Annotated in this window: 14 protein-coding genes; 2 read left to right on the top strand and 12 right to left on the bottom strand. The window is 72.7% G+C overall.

Annotation, left to right across the window (positions count from 1 at the left end; all coding sequences use genetic code 11):
• Positions 1–37: 37 nt before the first annotated feature.
• Positions 38–1,102 carry a lactonase family protein gene (locus LIU39_RS02285; protein ID WP_227043953.1) on the top strand — a complete coding sequence of 355 codons (1,065 nt, stop codon included), beginning with the start codon at positions 38–40 and terminating at the stop codon, positions 1,100–1,102.
• Between the two features lie 15 nt (positions 1,103–1,117).
• On the opposite strand, the gene LIU39_RS02280 is transcribed toward LIU39_RS02285, so the two are convergent.
• The 8 genes from LIU39_RS02280 to LIU39_RS02245 form a co-directional block, all read right to left on the bottom strand.
• Positions 1,118–1,474, bottom strand: a complete 357-nt coding sequence (locus tag LIU39_RS02280; protein WP_227043951.1) for a nuclear transport factor 2 family protein — start codon at positions 1,472–1,474, stop codon at positions 1,118–1,120.
• 400 nt (positions 1,475–1,874) lie between these two features.
• Positions 1,875–2,819: a sirohydrochlorin chelatase gene (locus LIU39_RS02275; protein WP_372463775.1), complete on the bottom strand. Its 945-nt coding sequence runs from the start codon at positions 2,817–2,819 to the stop codon at positions 1,875–1,877.
• 95 nt (positions 2,820–2,914) lie between these two features.
• Entirely contained in the window at positions 2,915–3,940 is a 1,026-nt protein-coding gene (locus tag LIU39_RS02270) for an N-acetylglucosamine kinase (protein ID WP_227043948.1), read from the bottom strand.
• A complete protein-coding gene (locus LIU39_RS02265) occupies positions 3,933–4,991 on the bottom strand; it encodes an LURP-one-related family protein (protein ID WP_227043946.1) in 1,059 nt (352 codons plus the stop codon). Before LIU39_RS02265 ends, LIU39_RS02270 begins: the two co-directional genes overlap by 8 nt.
• Before the next feature lie 22 nt (positions 4,992–5,013).
• On the bottom strand, positions 5,014–5,691 hold the full coding sequence (locus LIU39_RS02260; RefSeq protein ID WP_227043944.1) for a uracil-DNA glycosylase: 678 nt from the start codon (positions 5,689–5,691) through the stop codon (positions 5,014–5,016).
• A gap of 95 nt (positions 5,692–5,786) precedes the next feature.
• Positions 5,787–6,872: a WD40/YVTN/BNR-like repeat-containing protein gene (locus LIU39_RS02255; RefSeq protein ID WP_227043942.1), complete on the bottom strand. Its 1,086-nt coding sequence runs from the start codon at positions 6,870–6,872 to the stop codon at positions 5,787–5,789.
• A gap of 207 nt (positions 6,873–7,079) precedes the next feature.
• Complete coding sequence (locus tag LIU39_RS02250; protein WP_227043940.1) at positions 7,080–8,183, bottom strand: NADH:flavin oxidoreductase/NADH oxidase; 1,104 nt, start codon at positions 8,181–8,183, stop codon at positions 7,080–7,082.
• 162 nt (positions 8,184–8,345) lie between these two features.
• Positions 8,346–8,717 (bottom strand): VOC family protein, encoded by a 372-nt coding sequence (locus LIU39_RS02245; protein WP_227043939.1) that lies wholly within the window; start codon positions 8,715–8,717, stop codon positions 8,346–8,348.
• A gap of 157 nt (positions 8,718–8,874) precedes the next feature.
• Here LIU39_RS02245 and LIU39_RS02240 point away from each other — a divergent pair, with 157 nt between their 5' ends.
• Positions 8,875–9,531: a DNA polymerase ligase N-terminal domain-containing protein gene (locus LIU39_RS02240; protein ID WP_227043937.1), complete on the top strand. Its 657-nt coding sequence runs from the start codon at positions 8,875–8,877 to the stop codon at positions 9,529–9,531.
• A 42-nt stretch (positions 9,532–9,573) separates the two neighbouring features.
• Here the strand turns inward: LIU39_RS02240 and LIU39_RS02235 are convergent, their stop codons facing one another.
• The 4 genes from LIU39_RS02235 to LIU39_RS02220 all read right to left on the bottom strand — a co-directional run bounded on the left by LIU39_RS02235 (position 9,574) and on the right by LIU39_RS02220 (position 11,943).
• Entirely contained in the window at positions 9,574–10,041 is a 468-nt protein-coding gene (locus tag LIU39_RS02235) for a DUF5709 domain-containing protein (protein ID WP_227043935.1), read from the bottom strand.
• 32 nt (positions 10,042–10,073) lie between these two features.
• Complete coding sequence (locus LIU39_RS02230) at positions 10,074–10,727, bottom strand: phosphoribosyltransferase (RefSeq protein WP_227043933.1); 654 nt, start codon at positions 10,725–10,727, stop codon at positions 10,074–10,076.
• A gap of 78 nt (positions 10,728–10,805) precedes the next feature.
• Positions 10,806–11,222, bottom strand: coding sequence for a DUF2795 domain-containing protein (locus LIU39_RS02225; protein WP_227044226.1), 417 nt, complete (start codon positions 11,220–11,222; stop codon positions 10,806–10,808).
• A gap of 178 nt (positions 11,223–11,400) precedes the next feature.
• On the bottom strand, positions 11,401–11,943 hold the full coding sequence (locus tag LIU39_RS02220; RefSeq protein ID WP_227043931.1) for a type 1 glutamine amidotransferase domain-containing protein: 543 nt from the start codon (positions 11,941–11,943) through the stop codon (positions 11,401–11,403).
• Between the last annotated feature and the right edge of the window lie 230 nt (positions 11,944–12,173).

Genomic DNA, 12,173 nt, shown 5'->3' with positions numbered 1-12,173 from the left:
CGGGGCGAGGGGCGGATCGGTGACGAAGGGCGGAGCAGTGGGGACCACGGAGCGCGGCCTGCGGGCGTACATCGGATCGTTCACCACGGCGGGCGGCGCGGGCCTCACCACCGCCGCCGTCGATCCGGGAACCGGCGCCCTCACCCCGCTGCACGCCACGGCCGAACTGCCCAACCCCTCCTTCCTCGCCCCGAGCCCCGACGGCCGCCACCTCTACGCGGTCAGCGAGACCGCCGACGGCGCGGCCGCCGCCTTCGCCCTCACCCCCGAAGGCCCCGAGCCCCTGGGACCGCCCGTCCCCGTCGGCGGCGCCGACCCCACCCATCTCGCCCTGATCTCCGGCCACTTGGTGACCGCCCACTACACCTCCGGCAGCATCAGCGCCCTCCCCGTACGCCCCGACGGCACGCTCGGCGGACCGGCCGCCGTCCTGCGGCACGAAGGCAACGGCCCGCGGGCCGACCGCCAGGAGGGCCCGCACGCGCACGCCGTACGCGCCGACCCCTCCGGCCGCTGGCTGCTGAGCGTCGACCTCGGCACCGACTCGGTCCGCTGCTGCGCCCTGGACCCCGCGAGCGGTACGCCGCTCGTCCATGCCGAGGTGCCGCTGCGCCCCGGCAGCGGACCGCGCCATATCGCCTTCCACCCGAGCGGCGGCTTCGCCTACGTCATCAACGAGTTGGCGCCGACGGTCACCGTCTGCCGCTGGGACGCGGCGGGCGGCACCCTGACGCCACTGGGGGAGACCGGGCTGCTCCCGGACGACGCCGTACCGGCGGCCTCCGGGGCAGCCGAGAGCTTCCCCTCCGCACTGGTCGTCTCCCGGGACGGCCGGTTCGCCTGGGCCGCCAACCGTGGGCACGACAGCATCTCCGTACTGGCCCTCGACCCGTCGGACGGGGGCGCCACCCTGGCCGGCACGGTTCCCTGCGGCGGTCACTGGCCCCGTGACCTGGCGCTCCACCCCGGTGGCCGGCACCTCTACGCCGCCAACGAGCGCTCCGGCGACGTCACATGGTTCACCGTCGACCCGGAAACCGGCCTGCCGGTCCGGGCCGGATCCCTCGCCGCGGCCGCCGTTTCCTGCGTGGTCTTCGCCTGACCGGGTACGCCGCCGTCAGCCCTGCGGAAACCGTCCGCCGAAGTACACCTGCGTCTCGGCGATCCGGCCGTTCCGTACGGTCAGCACCTCGACGTTGCGGTGCCGCGCCCCGGTCTTCAGCTCGTACGCGTAGCGCACCACCACGTCGCCGTCCTCCGTGGCGTCCCCGTGGAGCGGCACGGCTTCGAGGATGGCCTGGGAGCGCAGCCGGTCCGCAGTGGGGAAGCACCGTGCGAGGAACGCGGCCTTGTCGATGTGGTCGTCCTGCGGGCTGGTGAAGGTGAAGTCCTCGGCGAGCAGCCGGTCCATGGCCGCGCGGTCCTGAGCCAGGTAGGCGGCGAAGCAGGCGCGCACGACGTCGACGGAGGACATGCCGTCACTCCCTCCCGCGGGGGCCGTTCGCCCTTCCGCACGACGAACGTAGCCCGGCCCCGTGGCGGCCACCACCCCGCCGGCGACGGCCCGACCGGCCGGGACGGTGGCCCTGACCGGCCGGAATCGTCGTCCGCGGCCCGCCCCGCGCACCCCAGGGCCGCCCTGTGAGGCCCTGACGCCTCCCCTGGTGGACGCGCGTCCACCAGGCCCCACCCGGTTACCGCCCGCCTGTCGCAAGCCGTCTGACAGGCGTCTGGCGATCTCGGCCGACGAGACGGGACGGGGAACGCGCGAGGGCCGCCCCGCGCTCTGCGCGGAGCGGCCCTGCGATGCGGAGCGCTGCGGCGCTCCCGGTGTCCTTGCGCCGGGGCCCCGCCCCCTGGCGCGACGATCCGGCCTAGCGGACCGGCGTGCTCTGGCCCGCCGGCTGGAGGGTGATGCCCACCGCGGCCGCGTAGTTCGACAGCACCAGACGGCCCACGGCGCCGTAGGCGCCCAGGGCCTCGGCCGACGCGCAGTCGGCCTCCGCGGCAGCCGCCCCCAGCAGCCCGTCGGAGATCTCCGGCCCGATCAGGTACGGCGCGAGCGCCAGCTGTCGCGAGCCGGACCCGCGCAGCTGCTCCGCCGTGCGGGAGATCGCGCCGTCCTCGTCCAGCGCGGCGGCCAGCACCGGCACCGCGAGACGGGCCGAGAGCAGCATGCCGGTGATCCCGGCGGCCTGCACGGCCTCCTCGCCTCCCACGGTGGCCAGGATGATGCCGTCGGCCGCGGTGGCGACCGTGAACAGCCGCGCACGGTCGGCACGCGCCAGGCCCGCCTCGGACAGCCGGACGTGCAGCGCCTCGGCGAGCAGCGGGTGCGGGCCCAGGACGTCGGTCAGTTCGGCGCCGGAGCCGCTGTTCATGATGGCCTGGCGTATACGTCGCAGCAGCGAACTGTCCGGCCCTGCCAGCAGGGGCACGACCACCGCGGCAGGGCCGGCCTGGTCCGCGGCGCCGGCCCGCGCCGTGTGCTCGGCGCCGGCCTGTGCCAGCACGGCCTCCAGCGCCGGGAACTCCGCGTCGCCCCCGTCCACGTACCCGATCCGGGCGTCGAGGCCGGGCAGTTCGGAGCGGGCGATGCTGGAGACCTCATCCGCCAGGCTGCGGGCGGCGGATGAGGGGGTGCCGGGCACGGCCAGGACCAGGACGGGGGCGCCCTCGGGGGCGGCGAGCGGCTCCGGCTTGCGGTGGCGGCCGGACTGCCGCGGGCGCGGCATACGTACAGGCAGGCCGGGTGCCGGGCTCAGGGAATCGTCGTCAAAGCGGGGCGAGCCAGGTGCGGGCCCAGTGGGGGAACTCATGGCGCCGCATGCTAACGCCTCGGAGCACTCCGGTGCCGAGGGAGGGTTCGGTCAGGGGGTATCCGTCCCGATTTATCCCGCGCGTCTTGGTGGCTTCAGCCCGCCACGGACCGTGTGATCTGCAACAACTCCCCGTCGGCGGGCAGCGTCAGCTCCTCGCGGGCCAGCGCGGCGGCGAGAGTCAGCGCACCGTCGAGCGGGCTCCCCGCGGCCTCGGTGCAGACGACCCCGGGCAGCCGCGCGGCGAGGGCGGCGCGCAGCGGGCCGAGCAGCGGCTCGCCCATGCGGAACAGCCCGCCGGTCCACGCCACCGGCCCCGCGCCGTCCGCCGGGCAGACCGCGGCGGCCGCGTCGGCGATGTGCCGTGCGGCGTCCCGCAGGATGCCCGCCGCGACCTCGTCGCCGTCCGCGCACTGCGCGACCCGGGGGGCGAACGAGGCCAGGACGGCGGGCCGGTCGGGGCGCGGATAGAGCTTCCCCGGCAGCCCGCCGGCCGGCCCGAACTCCGCCTCGGCGCACTCCAGAAGTGCCCGCGAGCCACCCGTGCGCCCGTCGTGGGCACGCAGCGCGGCCTCCAGCCCGGCCCGGCCGATCCAGGCGCCGCTGCCGCAGTCGCCCAGCAGATGCCCCCAGCCATCGGCCCGCCGCCAGCCTCCCGTCACATCCGCGCCGAGCGCGATCAGGCCGGTGCCGGCGGCGATGACGGCACCGGGCCGCTGGCCGAGCGCGCCGGCGTACGCGGTCACCGCGTCGGCGGCCAGCGCCAGCCGCCGGGCGCCGAAGGCGGTGGCCAGCGCCGCGGGGAGGGTGGCCCGCAGGTCCTGTCCGAGCGTGACCATTCCGGCGGCGCCGACGCAGACGGCGGCGAAGCCGTCCGCTCCGGCATCCCGCCGCAACCGCTCGGCGGCGGGCAGCAGTTGGGACAGCAGCTGCTGGGCGTCGATGCCGCGCGGGCCGGTGCGTACGGGCTCGTCCGATGCGTAGGTGGCCGCCGGAACGGCACGCGGGTCGGCCGTGGAGGCGACGGCGATCCGCAGCCCCGAGCCGCCCGAATCGACGCCGAGAACATGGCGGCCGGGTGCGGCGGGCCGGCGCTCCGCGGAGTCCGGCGGCTCAGCCAAGGCCGCGGGCGTCCTGCTTGAGTGCGGTGTCGACGGTCAGCGCCGTGGCGACGACCAGGCTGAGCAGCGGGTCGGGGAGCTGCCGGTGGATCTGGAGAACGTAGTTGTCCGCCGTGGTGAACATCGTCTTGGCGAGACCTTCCCAGGTCTTGGTGATCCGGGCGATCTCGGTTTCGGTGTGGTCGACGATCGCGAAGTTCCATGCGCGCCAGTTCTCCGCCTTGATGGCGCCGATCTGCTGCCCGTTGACCATCATCCCGAAGTTGATCTTGCCGATGGCGTTCTGCTGCACGATCTCGCCGACCGGCCGGCCGTCGGGGCGCTGCACGATCACCTTGGACTTGAGGATCTTCGCGGGCCGGGTCAGCACCAGCTGCGGCTGCCCGTACGCGTCCCGGATCTCCAGCTTGTGGGTCATGTACTGATCCAGGCTGGAGACGACCCGCAGCACCTTCTTGGCCGTGCTCTGGCCGACCTGGACGACCGTGCCGAGGGTGTTGCCGTGCTGGTCGAAGACGCTGTACTCGTTGGTGACCTCGATGAGCTTGGCCTTCTGGTTCACCACCAGGACCGGCTCGGTGAACAGGCTGCCGCCGCCGGGACCGCCCGGCGCGACCCCGGCCTGCTGCTGGACCTGGCGCTGCACGCCCTCCGGATTGCCGCCGGGCGCTCCCGGCGCGTGCTGGGGCGGGTACGGCTGCGGCATCGGCTGTCCGGGCGCCTGCTGCGCGGGCTGCCCCTGCGCGTACCCCGGCTGCCCGTACGGTGCCTGCTGCTGTCCGTACGGTGCCTGTTCCTGCCGGTACGGCGCCTGGTGCGGGGCTTGTTGGGGCGCGGGCCCTGCGGTCTGCGGGGCGGTCTGGACCGGCTGGGCGGGGGACGGCTGCTGCTGGGGGAGCTGCTGAGCGGTCGGCTGGGGTTGCTGCGGCTGGGCCCGTTGTGGCTCGGCGTGGGTGTGCTCGGTCCATCGGGCGCCGTCCCACCAGCGCAGTTGGTGGGGGGTGCCCTGCGGGTCGGCATACCAGCCCGCAGGGATGCTCGCGTTCGTCATGCCGGAACAGTACCGCCCGGCATCAGGGCAGCTTCCAGTCCACCGGCTGGGCTCCCTGCCGCACCAGAAGGTCGTTGACGCGGCTGAAGGGACGGGAGCCGAAGAACCCGCGATCGGCGGACATGGGGGAGGGGTGCGCCGACTCGACGGCCGGCAGATTGCCGAGCAGCGGACGCAGATTGCGCGCGTCACGGCCCCACAGAACCGCGACGAGCGGGCGGTCGCGGCCGACCAGTGCGCGGATCGCCTGCTCGGTGACCTCCTCCCAGCCCTTGCCCCGATGCGCCGCCGGTTTGCGGGGCGCGGTCGTCAGCGCTCTGTTCAGGAGGAGTACGCCCTGTCTGGTCCAGGGGGTCAGGTCGCCGTTGGACGGCCGGGGAAGGCCGAGGTCGGAGTGCATCTCGCGGAAGATGTTCTCCAGACTCCCGGGCAACGGCCGGACGTCCGGCGCGACGGAGAAACTCAGCCCCACCGCGTGCCCCGGCGTCGGGTACGGATCCTGTCCGACGATCAGCACCCGTACGTCGTCGAACGGTTGCTGAAAGGCGCGCAGCACATTGCTGCCTGCCGGGAGGTACGTACGTCCCGCGGCGATCTCCGCCCGCAGGAAGTCGCCCATCGAGGCGATCCGTCCGGCGACGGGCTCAAGTGCCTTGGCCCATCCCGGTTCGACAATGTCTTGTAGAGGTCGTGCAGCCACGGGATCACCCTACTGGCCCAGCGTCCTCCGATATCAATCCGTGGCCCCTCCCCCCCTGGCCCCGCCCGCTTGCCGATAGTCGGCCCGCCGCTCGCTCACGTCATGGCGGCCGCCCGCACGCACAGCACATCGGGCAGGTGCGAGGCGAGCTGCCGCCAGCTGTCGCCGTCGTCCGCGCTGGCGTAGACCTCGCCGTTACGGTTGCCGAAGTACACCCCTGCGGGGTCGGAGTCATCGACGCACAGGGCGTCCCGCAGCACCGTGCCGTAGTGGTCCTCCTCCGGCAGGCCGTGGGAGAGCGGCTCCCAGTCGGCCCCGGCGTCGGACGTGCGGTACACCCGGCAGCGGTGTCCGGCGGGCACCCGGTCCATGTCGGCGGTGATGGGGCAGAGGTAGGCGGTGTTCGCGGCACGCGGATGGGCGGCCACGGCGAAGCCGAAGTCGGAGGGCAGCCCCGCGCCGATGTCCGTCCACCTGACGCCGGCGTCGTCGCTGCGGTAGACGCCCCAGTGGTTCTGCAGGTACAGCCGGTCGCGGTCCACCGGGTCCTGGGCGATTTTGTGCACGCACTGACCGAACTCCGGGTGCTGGTCCGGCAGGAAGACCGCCTTCACGCCGTTGTTCGACGGATCCCAGGTGGCCCCGCCGTCCGTGCTGCGGAAGACACCGGCCGCCGACACCGCGACCGTCACCGCGTCCGCGTCGCGCGGGTCCGTGATGACGGTGTGCACGGCGAGCCCGCCGCCGCCCGGCATCCAGTGCTTCCGGCTGGGGTGGTCCCACAGTGACCGGACCATGGCGAAGGTCTCGCCGCCGTCGTCGGACCGGAACAGGCCACCGGGTTCCGTGCCGGCGTAGATCACATCGGGGGCCGCGGGCCCCGCCGGATGCAGCTGCCACACCCGCTCCAGCGAAGTGCCGGTGTATTCCGGGTACGTGACCGCGGGTCTGGCCGGCTCCTGCCAGCTTTCGCCGAGGTCGTCGGAGTGGAAGACGGAAGGCCCCCAGTGCGGACTGTCCGCCCCGGCCAGCAGGCGCGGGGCAGCGCGCCGGGTGTCGATCCCGAGGGAGTACACGGCCTGCGCGGGGAAATGCGGGCCGCTCAATTCCCAGTCGCGGCCTCTTCGCCGGCCGACGAAGAGGCCCTTGCGAGTGCCCACTGCGAGTAGTACGTCAGTCATGCCCCAACACCTCCGGGACGCCGTTGTCTCAGATGCCGTCAGTCTGCACCTGACCACTGACAACGGCGTCCCGAAACGGCATCGGCGCAGGTCACACGGCCGCGGCCCGAGGGAAACGACACCGGAGAGCCACGTACCGCCGCCACGCGGAGGGCGCGCGTCGCACCGACCGCCGGTGCGACGCGCGCCGGCCTGGCGCCGGCCGCCTCAGACGGCTCGCTGGTACTGCTCGGGTACGCGGATGCCGGTCCCCAGCTCGCGGGCCGCCTGCAGGGCGAAGCTCGGCGACCGCAGCAGCTCCCGGCCGAGCAGCACGGCGTCGGCCTGTCCGTCCGCGACGATCTGCTCGGCCTGCCGCGCCTCGGTGATCAGGCCCACGGCGCCCACCGGCAGCCCGGTCTCCTTCTTGACCCGCTCGGCGAACGGCACCTGGTAGCCGGGAACCGCCTCGATCCTGGCGTTCGGCGCGTTGCCGCCCGTGGAGGTGTCCAGCAGGTCGACGCCGTGCGCCTTCAGGTCCGCGGCGAAGCGGACGGTGTCATCGGCCGTCCAGCCCTCGCGCGCATCGTCGTCGTTCTCGGAGAGCCAGTCGGTGGCCGAAATCCTGAAGAAGACCGGCAGTTCGTCGGGCCACACCTCCCGTACGGCGTCCACGACCCGCAGTGCGAAGCGCGTCCGGTTCTCGTAGGACCCGCCGTATTCGTCGGTGCGCCGGTTGGTGAAGGGGGAGAGGAACTGGTTGATCAGGTAGCCGTGCGCGCCGTGTATCTCGACGACGTCGAAGCCGGCCTCGCGGGCCCTGCGGGCAGTGGCGGCGAACTGCCCGACGATCTCGTCGATCTGTGCGGTGGACAGCTCCTCCGGGGTCGGTGCGCCGTTGTCGAACGGCACCGGGCTCGGGGCGAGGGGCGTCCAGCCGTACGGCTCGTCGGCGTGGATCGCCCCGCCGCGGTTGACCCACATCCGCTCGGTCGACGCCTTGCGCCCGGCGTGCGCGATCTGGATGCCGGGCACGGTTCCCTGCGACTTCAGGAAGGCCGTGATCCGTCGGAACGCCTCGGTCTGGGTGTCGTTCCACAGCCCCAGGTCGTACGGGCTGATGCGCCCCTCCGGGCTGACCGCGGTCGCCTCGGTGAGGATGAGTCCGGTGCCGCCCGCCGCGCGGGCCGCCAGGTGCTGGAAGTGCCAGTCACCGGGCACTCCCTCCGCGGGGCCCTCGGGGGCCGCCGAATACTGGCACATGGGAGCCATCCAGATGCGGTTCGGGATGGTCAGCGACCGAAGACGGATGGGCTCGAACAGTGCGCTCACGGCTGGCTCCTGTACCTCACGACGTGCGGGCTCCGATCGAGCCCGCCCTCATACGATAAACGCCGTAATACGCTGAGTGTCAAACTACGATGTTTCTCGTACGAGCCGCGCTGACGTGAGGGAGGCCGGGATCGGCGTGACGCCCCGGACCGCAGCCTCGGACTACGGCCTGATCAGGCAGAACGGGTGTCCCACCGGATCCGCGTAGACCCGGAAGTCCCGCTCGCCGCCCTCGTCCTCCAGGTCGAGCGCCCTCGCGCCGAGCGCCAGGACCTCGGCCTCGCGGGCCTCCAAGTCGTCGACGTCCAGGTCCAGATGAAGCTGCTGCGAGTGCTCGGCGCGCGGCCAGCCCGGCGGTACGAAGCCGTTCGCGCGCTGGAACGACAGGCGGACGGTCCCGTCCACGAAGAGGTCGACCCAGTCGGCGTCGGCGCCGCCCTTCACCTCGCCGCCCAGCACTCCTGCGGAGAACTCGGCGAGGGCCAGCGGCTCGGGGCAGTCCAGGACGATGGTGCGGATCTTCGCGAGGGGCATGTTTCCTCCCGGGGAAGTGGGGGCGTGCCGTGGCGGGCCGGTCGTTCCGCCCTGCGTCACGGGCCTCGTGCGCCCGCAACGTCCTGCGGTAGCCGCGCCCGCGCACCGGCGCAAACATGGGCCTGGGGGTCGGAACGGACGCGGAGAGGGGACGGACGTGAGCGAGAAGGCCGGCGCGGAGGACGACGGCGCCGCCGACAGCCTGGCGGCCTACCACGGCAAGCGGCACTTCGACCGGACGCGTGAACCGCGCGGCCGGCCGGCGACCTCCGGCGATCAGCCCTGCTTCGTCGTGCAGATCCATGACGCGCGCCGGATGCACTTCGACTTCCGCCTGGAGGTCGACGGGGTCCTGAAGTCCTGGTCCGTGCCGAAGGGCCCGTCCGCCGACCCGCACGACAAGCGCCTCGCCGTGCCCACCGAGGACCATCCGCTCGACTACCGGGAGTTCGAGGGCGTCATCGCCCCCGGGGAGTACGGCGCGGGCCCGGTGATCGTCTGGGACCAGGGCACCTACCGGCCGCTCCCCGGTAAGCGCAAGGACCGGGCGGGCAGCTTCGCCGAGGCCCTGGAGAGGGGGCACGCCGCCTTCTGGCTCGACGGCACGAAGCTGCACGGCGGCTATGCGCTCACCCGGTTCCGTACCGGTGAGGAACCGGGCGACCGGGAATCCTGGCTGCTGGTCAAGGAGAACGACACGCACGCGGCCCACCACGGGGCGCCCGACCCGATGCGCGCCCGCTCGGTACGCAGCGGCCGGACGCTCAGGCAGGTGGTGGCCGATGCCGCCGATGAGTCCGATGACGGCCGGTGAGTCACACCGCAACGCCGGGAGGCGGGTCGGCCATGGGGCGGCTCACCTGTCGTCCGTGCTCCCGACGGAGTCCGGGCAGACATGGACCGCGGCCTCTTCGGCCGACGCGGCACCGCCGTCGATGCCGACATCGTGGGCGACGACGTCGTTGGTGTGCCGCGGGTACCCTTCGTCCGCGCCGACCAGTCGCCCGGCCCGCTCGCCGCCGACCTGGTCGTCGAACGCCTCGCCGTCGTCCGGCAGGTCGCCGATGCCGTCGCCGTCGGGCAGCGCGACATCCGGGTTCTCCTCGGCCAGCCGCTGGTCGAGGGTTTCCCCGTCGTGCTGCTCCTGCGCCGTCGTCCCGCGGTTCACCGCGAGCGGGCGCTCGGGCGGCGAATAGCCCTCGTCCAGCATCTCGTCGAGTCCCGGCTCGTCTAGTGCGTCCTCCATATCCAGATCGTCAGGATTGTCCTGGGGATCGGACGCGGAGGGCTGGTACACCTCGTCGCCCATCGCGTTGTCGGACATGCCGCCCTCCTTCTCCGGGTGCGTCGGTGGTCTCACGCTGCGGTGCCGAACCCACGCAGAATGCCGATGACTTCCGTGTCCTGCACCTGGTCGAAATCGAGATACCACTCGCCCACCGCGTGAAAATGCTGCGGCTGGTGGACACAGACAACATCGTCCGCCTCCTCGCACAGCGCCGCAGCCGCAGCGGCATCGCCCACGGGCACGGCGAGAATCAGGCGGGCGGGCCGCAACCGCCGCAGATGGCGCAGCGCCGCGCGGGCCGTGGCACCCGTGGCGAGCCCGTCGTCGACCAGCAGGACCACGGCGCCGGTCACGTTCAGCGGGGGCCGGCCCGCCCGGTAGGCCGCCTCGCGCCGGTGCAGCTCGGCCCGTTCCCGTTCGACATCGGGGGCGAGCCGCTCCTCGGACAGGCCGAGCACGGCCAGCGCCGCCGTGTCGAAGACCGGCGGTTCGTCGTCGACGAGGGCCCCGACGCCGACCTCGGGCCGGCCGGGAACACCGATCTTGCGGGCCACGAGCACATCCAGCGGAGCCCCGAGAGCCCGCGCGACCTCCGCCCCCACCGGAACGCCGCCGCGCGGCAGCGCCAGCACCAGTGGGGCGGTGAACCCGCCGGTCCGCATCAGCGCGAGACACCGGGTGGCGACGGCCTCCCCGGCATGCCGACGGTCGAAGTACCGCATATCGCGCCGCACCTCACTCTCTCCGCCGCCGCGTACGGCCGGTCCGCGCGCCGGCCCGGCCGGTGACCGGGCGACGCTTCAGCTCCGGCGGTGTTCCGTCGCAAGACCCAGGGATTCGGCGATGGTCTGGACGTTCGGATACAGCTCGTCCGCCGGGAGCCGTTCCGCGAGGGCGACCAGCCGGTCCGGTGCGTGGTCCCGCCGGAGTTTGTTGATGACGGTGGGTTTGTCGGCCGGATAAATGCTGCGGCCGAGATGCTGGGCGAGTTCCGAACGTATGCCGACGTCCTCCTCGGTCATGCCGAACGGAGTTCCGCCCCGGAACACGGTGTCGGGCGCTCGGGCCACTTCCGGCTGGTCCTCACCCGCGGGCTGGAGTTCCCGTTCCTCCACCGCCCGCAGCGACCGGTCCGCCGTCAATTCTGCCCGCAATTGCTTCTTCATCACGTCGTCCCTGGCGGGCCCGGTCTTGTCCGCGCCGTGCTCCATGACCATGGTTTCCTCCGGATTCACGAGAACTGAGCTGAATTGATGTCGCGCCGGTATTCCATCTCCCCGGCGCGCCCTCTCTTTCACCGGGTGCCCGTTATTCATTCGAGCTAACACCGTGTGCCGGCGCAGCCGTTGGATGTTCCGTACAGCGGCGGACCGTCCGCGCGCAGCCGACTCCGCATTACCGCCGCCCGGCGCCCAGTTCGTTCACGAGCGTGGTGCAGAACGCCTTGAGGTCGTCCGGTTTGCGGCTGGTGACAAGGGTGTTGGGCCCGTCGGTGCAGACTTTCACCCGCTCGTCGACCCAGGTGCCGCCCGCATTGCGGATATCGGTCGCCAGGCTGGGCCACGAGGTGAGCGTGCGGCCGCGCACCACATCGGCCTCCACCAGCGTCCACGGGGCATGGCAGATGGCCGCGACCGGCTTTCCCGCCCCGAAGAATCCACGCGCGAAGGCGACGGCCCGCTCGTCCATGCGCAGCTCGTCCGGATTGGCCACGCCGCCGGGCAGCACCAGGCCGTCGTAATCCTCGACCTGCGCCTTGTCCAGCGTCCGGTTCACGGTGAAGGTGTCCGCCTTGTCCAGGTGATGGAAGGCTTGCACGGACCCGGGAGCGGTGGATACCAGATGCGGCACGGCACCGGCATCGACGACGGCCTGCCACGGCTCGGTCAATTCGACCTGCTCGACCCCTTCGGGGGCCACCAGAAACGCGATCTGCATGCTGTCCGTCCTCTCGGTGGTGCATCATTCCGTCCACTCAGGGCCGCATTCCCACCGCATCCCGAGACATTCCCGTCGGGCGCATATCGCACCATCTCAGGCGCGCCTCGGACGCATTGCCGGTGACCGGTTTCTGCCGTGCCTCCCGGCCCTTTTTCACCGGCGCCTTTTCCACCGGCTCGCGCCTGATCTTGGCTTCGACCGCCGGCGCACGTCATCCTGACCTGAGA

The organism is Streptomyces pinistramenti, from assembly GCF_020564935.1.
Lineage (GTDB): Bacteria > Actinomycetota > Actinomycetes > Streptomycetales > Streptomycetaceae > Streptomyces > Streptomyces pinistramenti.
Note: the sequence above shows the minus strand (reverse complement) of the source record. Positions and strands in the feature narration are given on the sequence as shown.

Coding starts and splice junctions, on each gene's coding strand:
- LIU39_RS02275 (WP_372463775.1), bottom strand. CDS start 2,819: ATGAGTTCCCCCACTGGGCCCGCACCTGGCTCGCCCCGCTTTGACGAC.
- LIU39_RS02265 (WP_227043946.1), bottom strand. CDS start 4,991: ATGACGAACGCGAGCATCCCTGCGGGCTGGTATGCCGACCCGCAGGGC.
- LIU39_RS02235 (WP_227043935.1), bottom strand. CDS start 10,041: ATGTCCGACAACGCGATGGGCGACGAGGTGTACCAGCCCTCCGCGTCC.
- LIU39_RS02220 (WP_227043931.1), bottom strand. CDS start 11,943: ATGCAGATCGCGTTTCTGGTGGCCCCCGAAGGGGTCGAGCAGGTCGAA.
- LIU39_RS02225 (WP_227044226.1), bottom strand. CDS start 11,222: ATGGTCATGGAGCACGGCGCGGACAAGACCGGGCCCGCCAGGGACGAC.
- LIU39_RS02230 (WP_227043933.1), bottom strand. CDS start 10,727: ATGCGGTACTTCGACCGTCGGCATGCCGGGGAGGCCGTCGCCACCCGG.
- LIU39_RS02245 (WP_227043939.1), bottom strand. CDS start 8,717: ATGCCCCTCGCGAAGATCCGCACCATCGTCCTGGACTGCCCCGAGCCG.
- LIU39_RS02255 (WP_227043942.1), bottom strand. CDS start 6,872: ATGACTGACGTACTACTCGCAGTGGGCACTCGCAAGGGCCTCTTCGTC.
- LIU39_RS02280 (WP_227043951.1), bottom strand. CDS start 1,474: ATGTCCTCCGTCGACGTCGTGCGCGCCTGCTTCGCCGCCTACCTGGCT.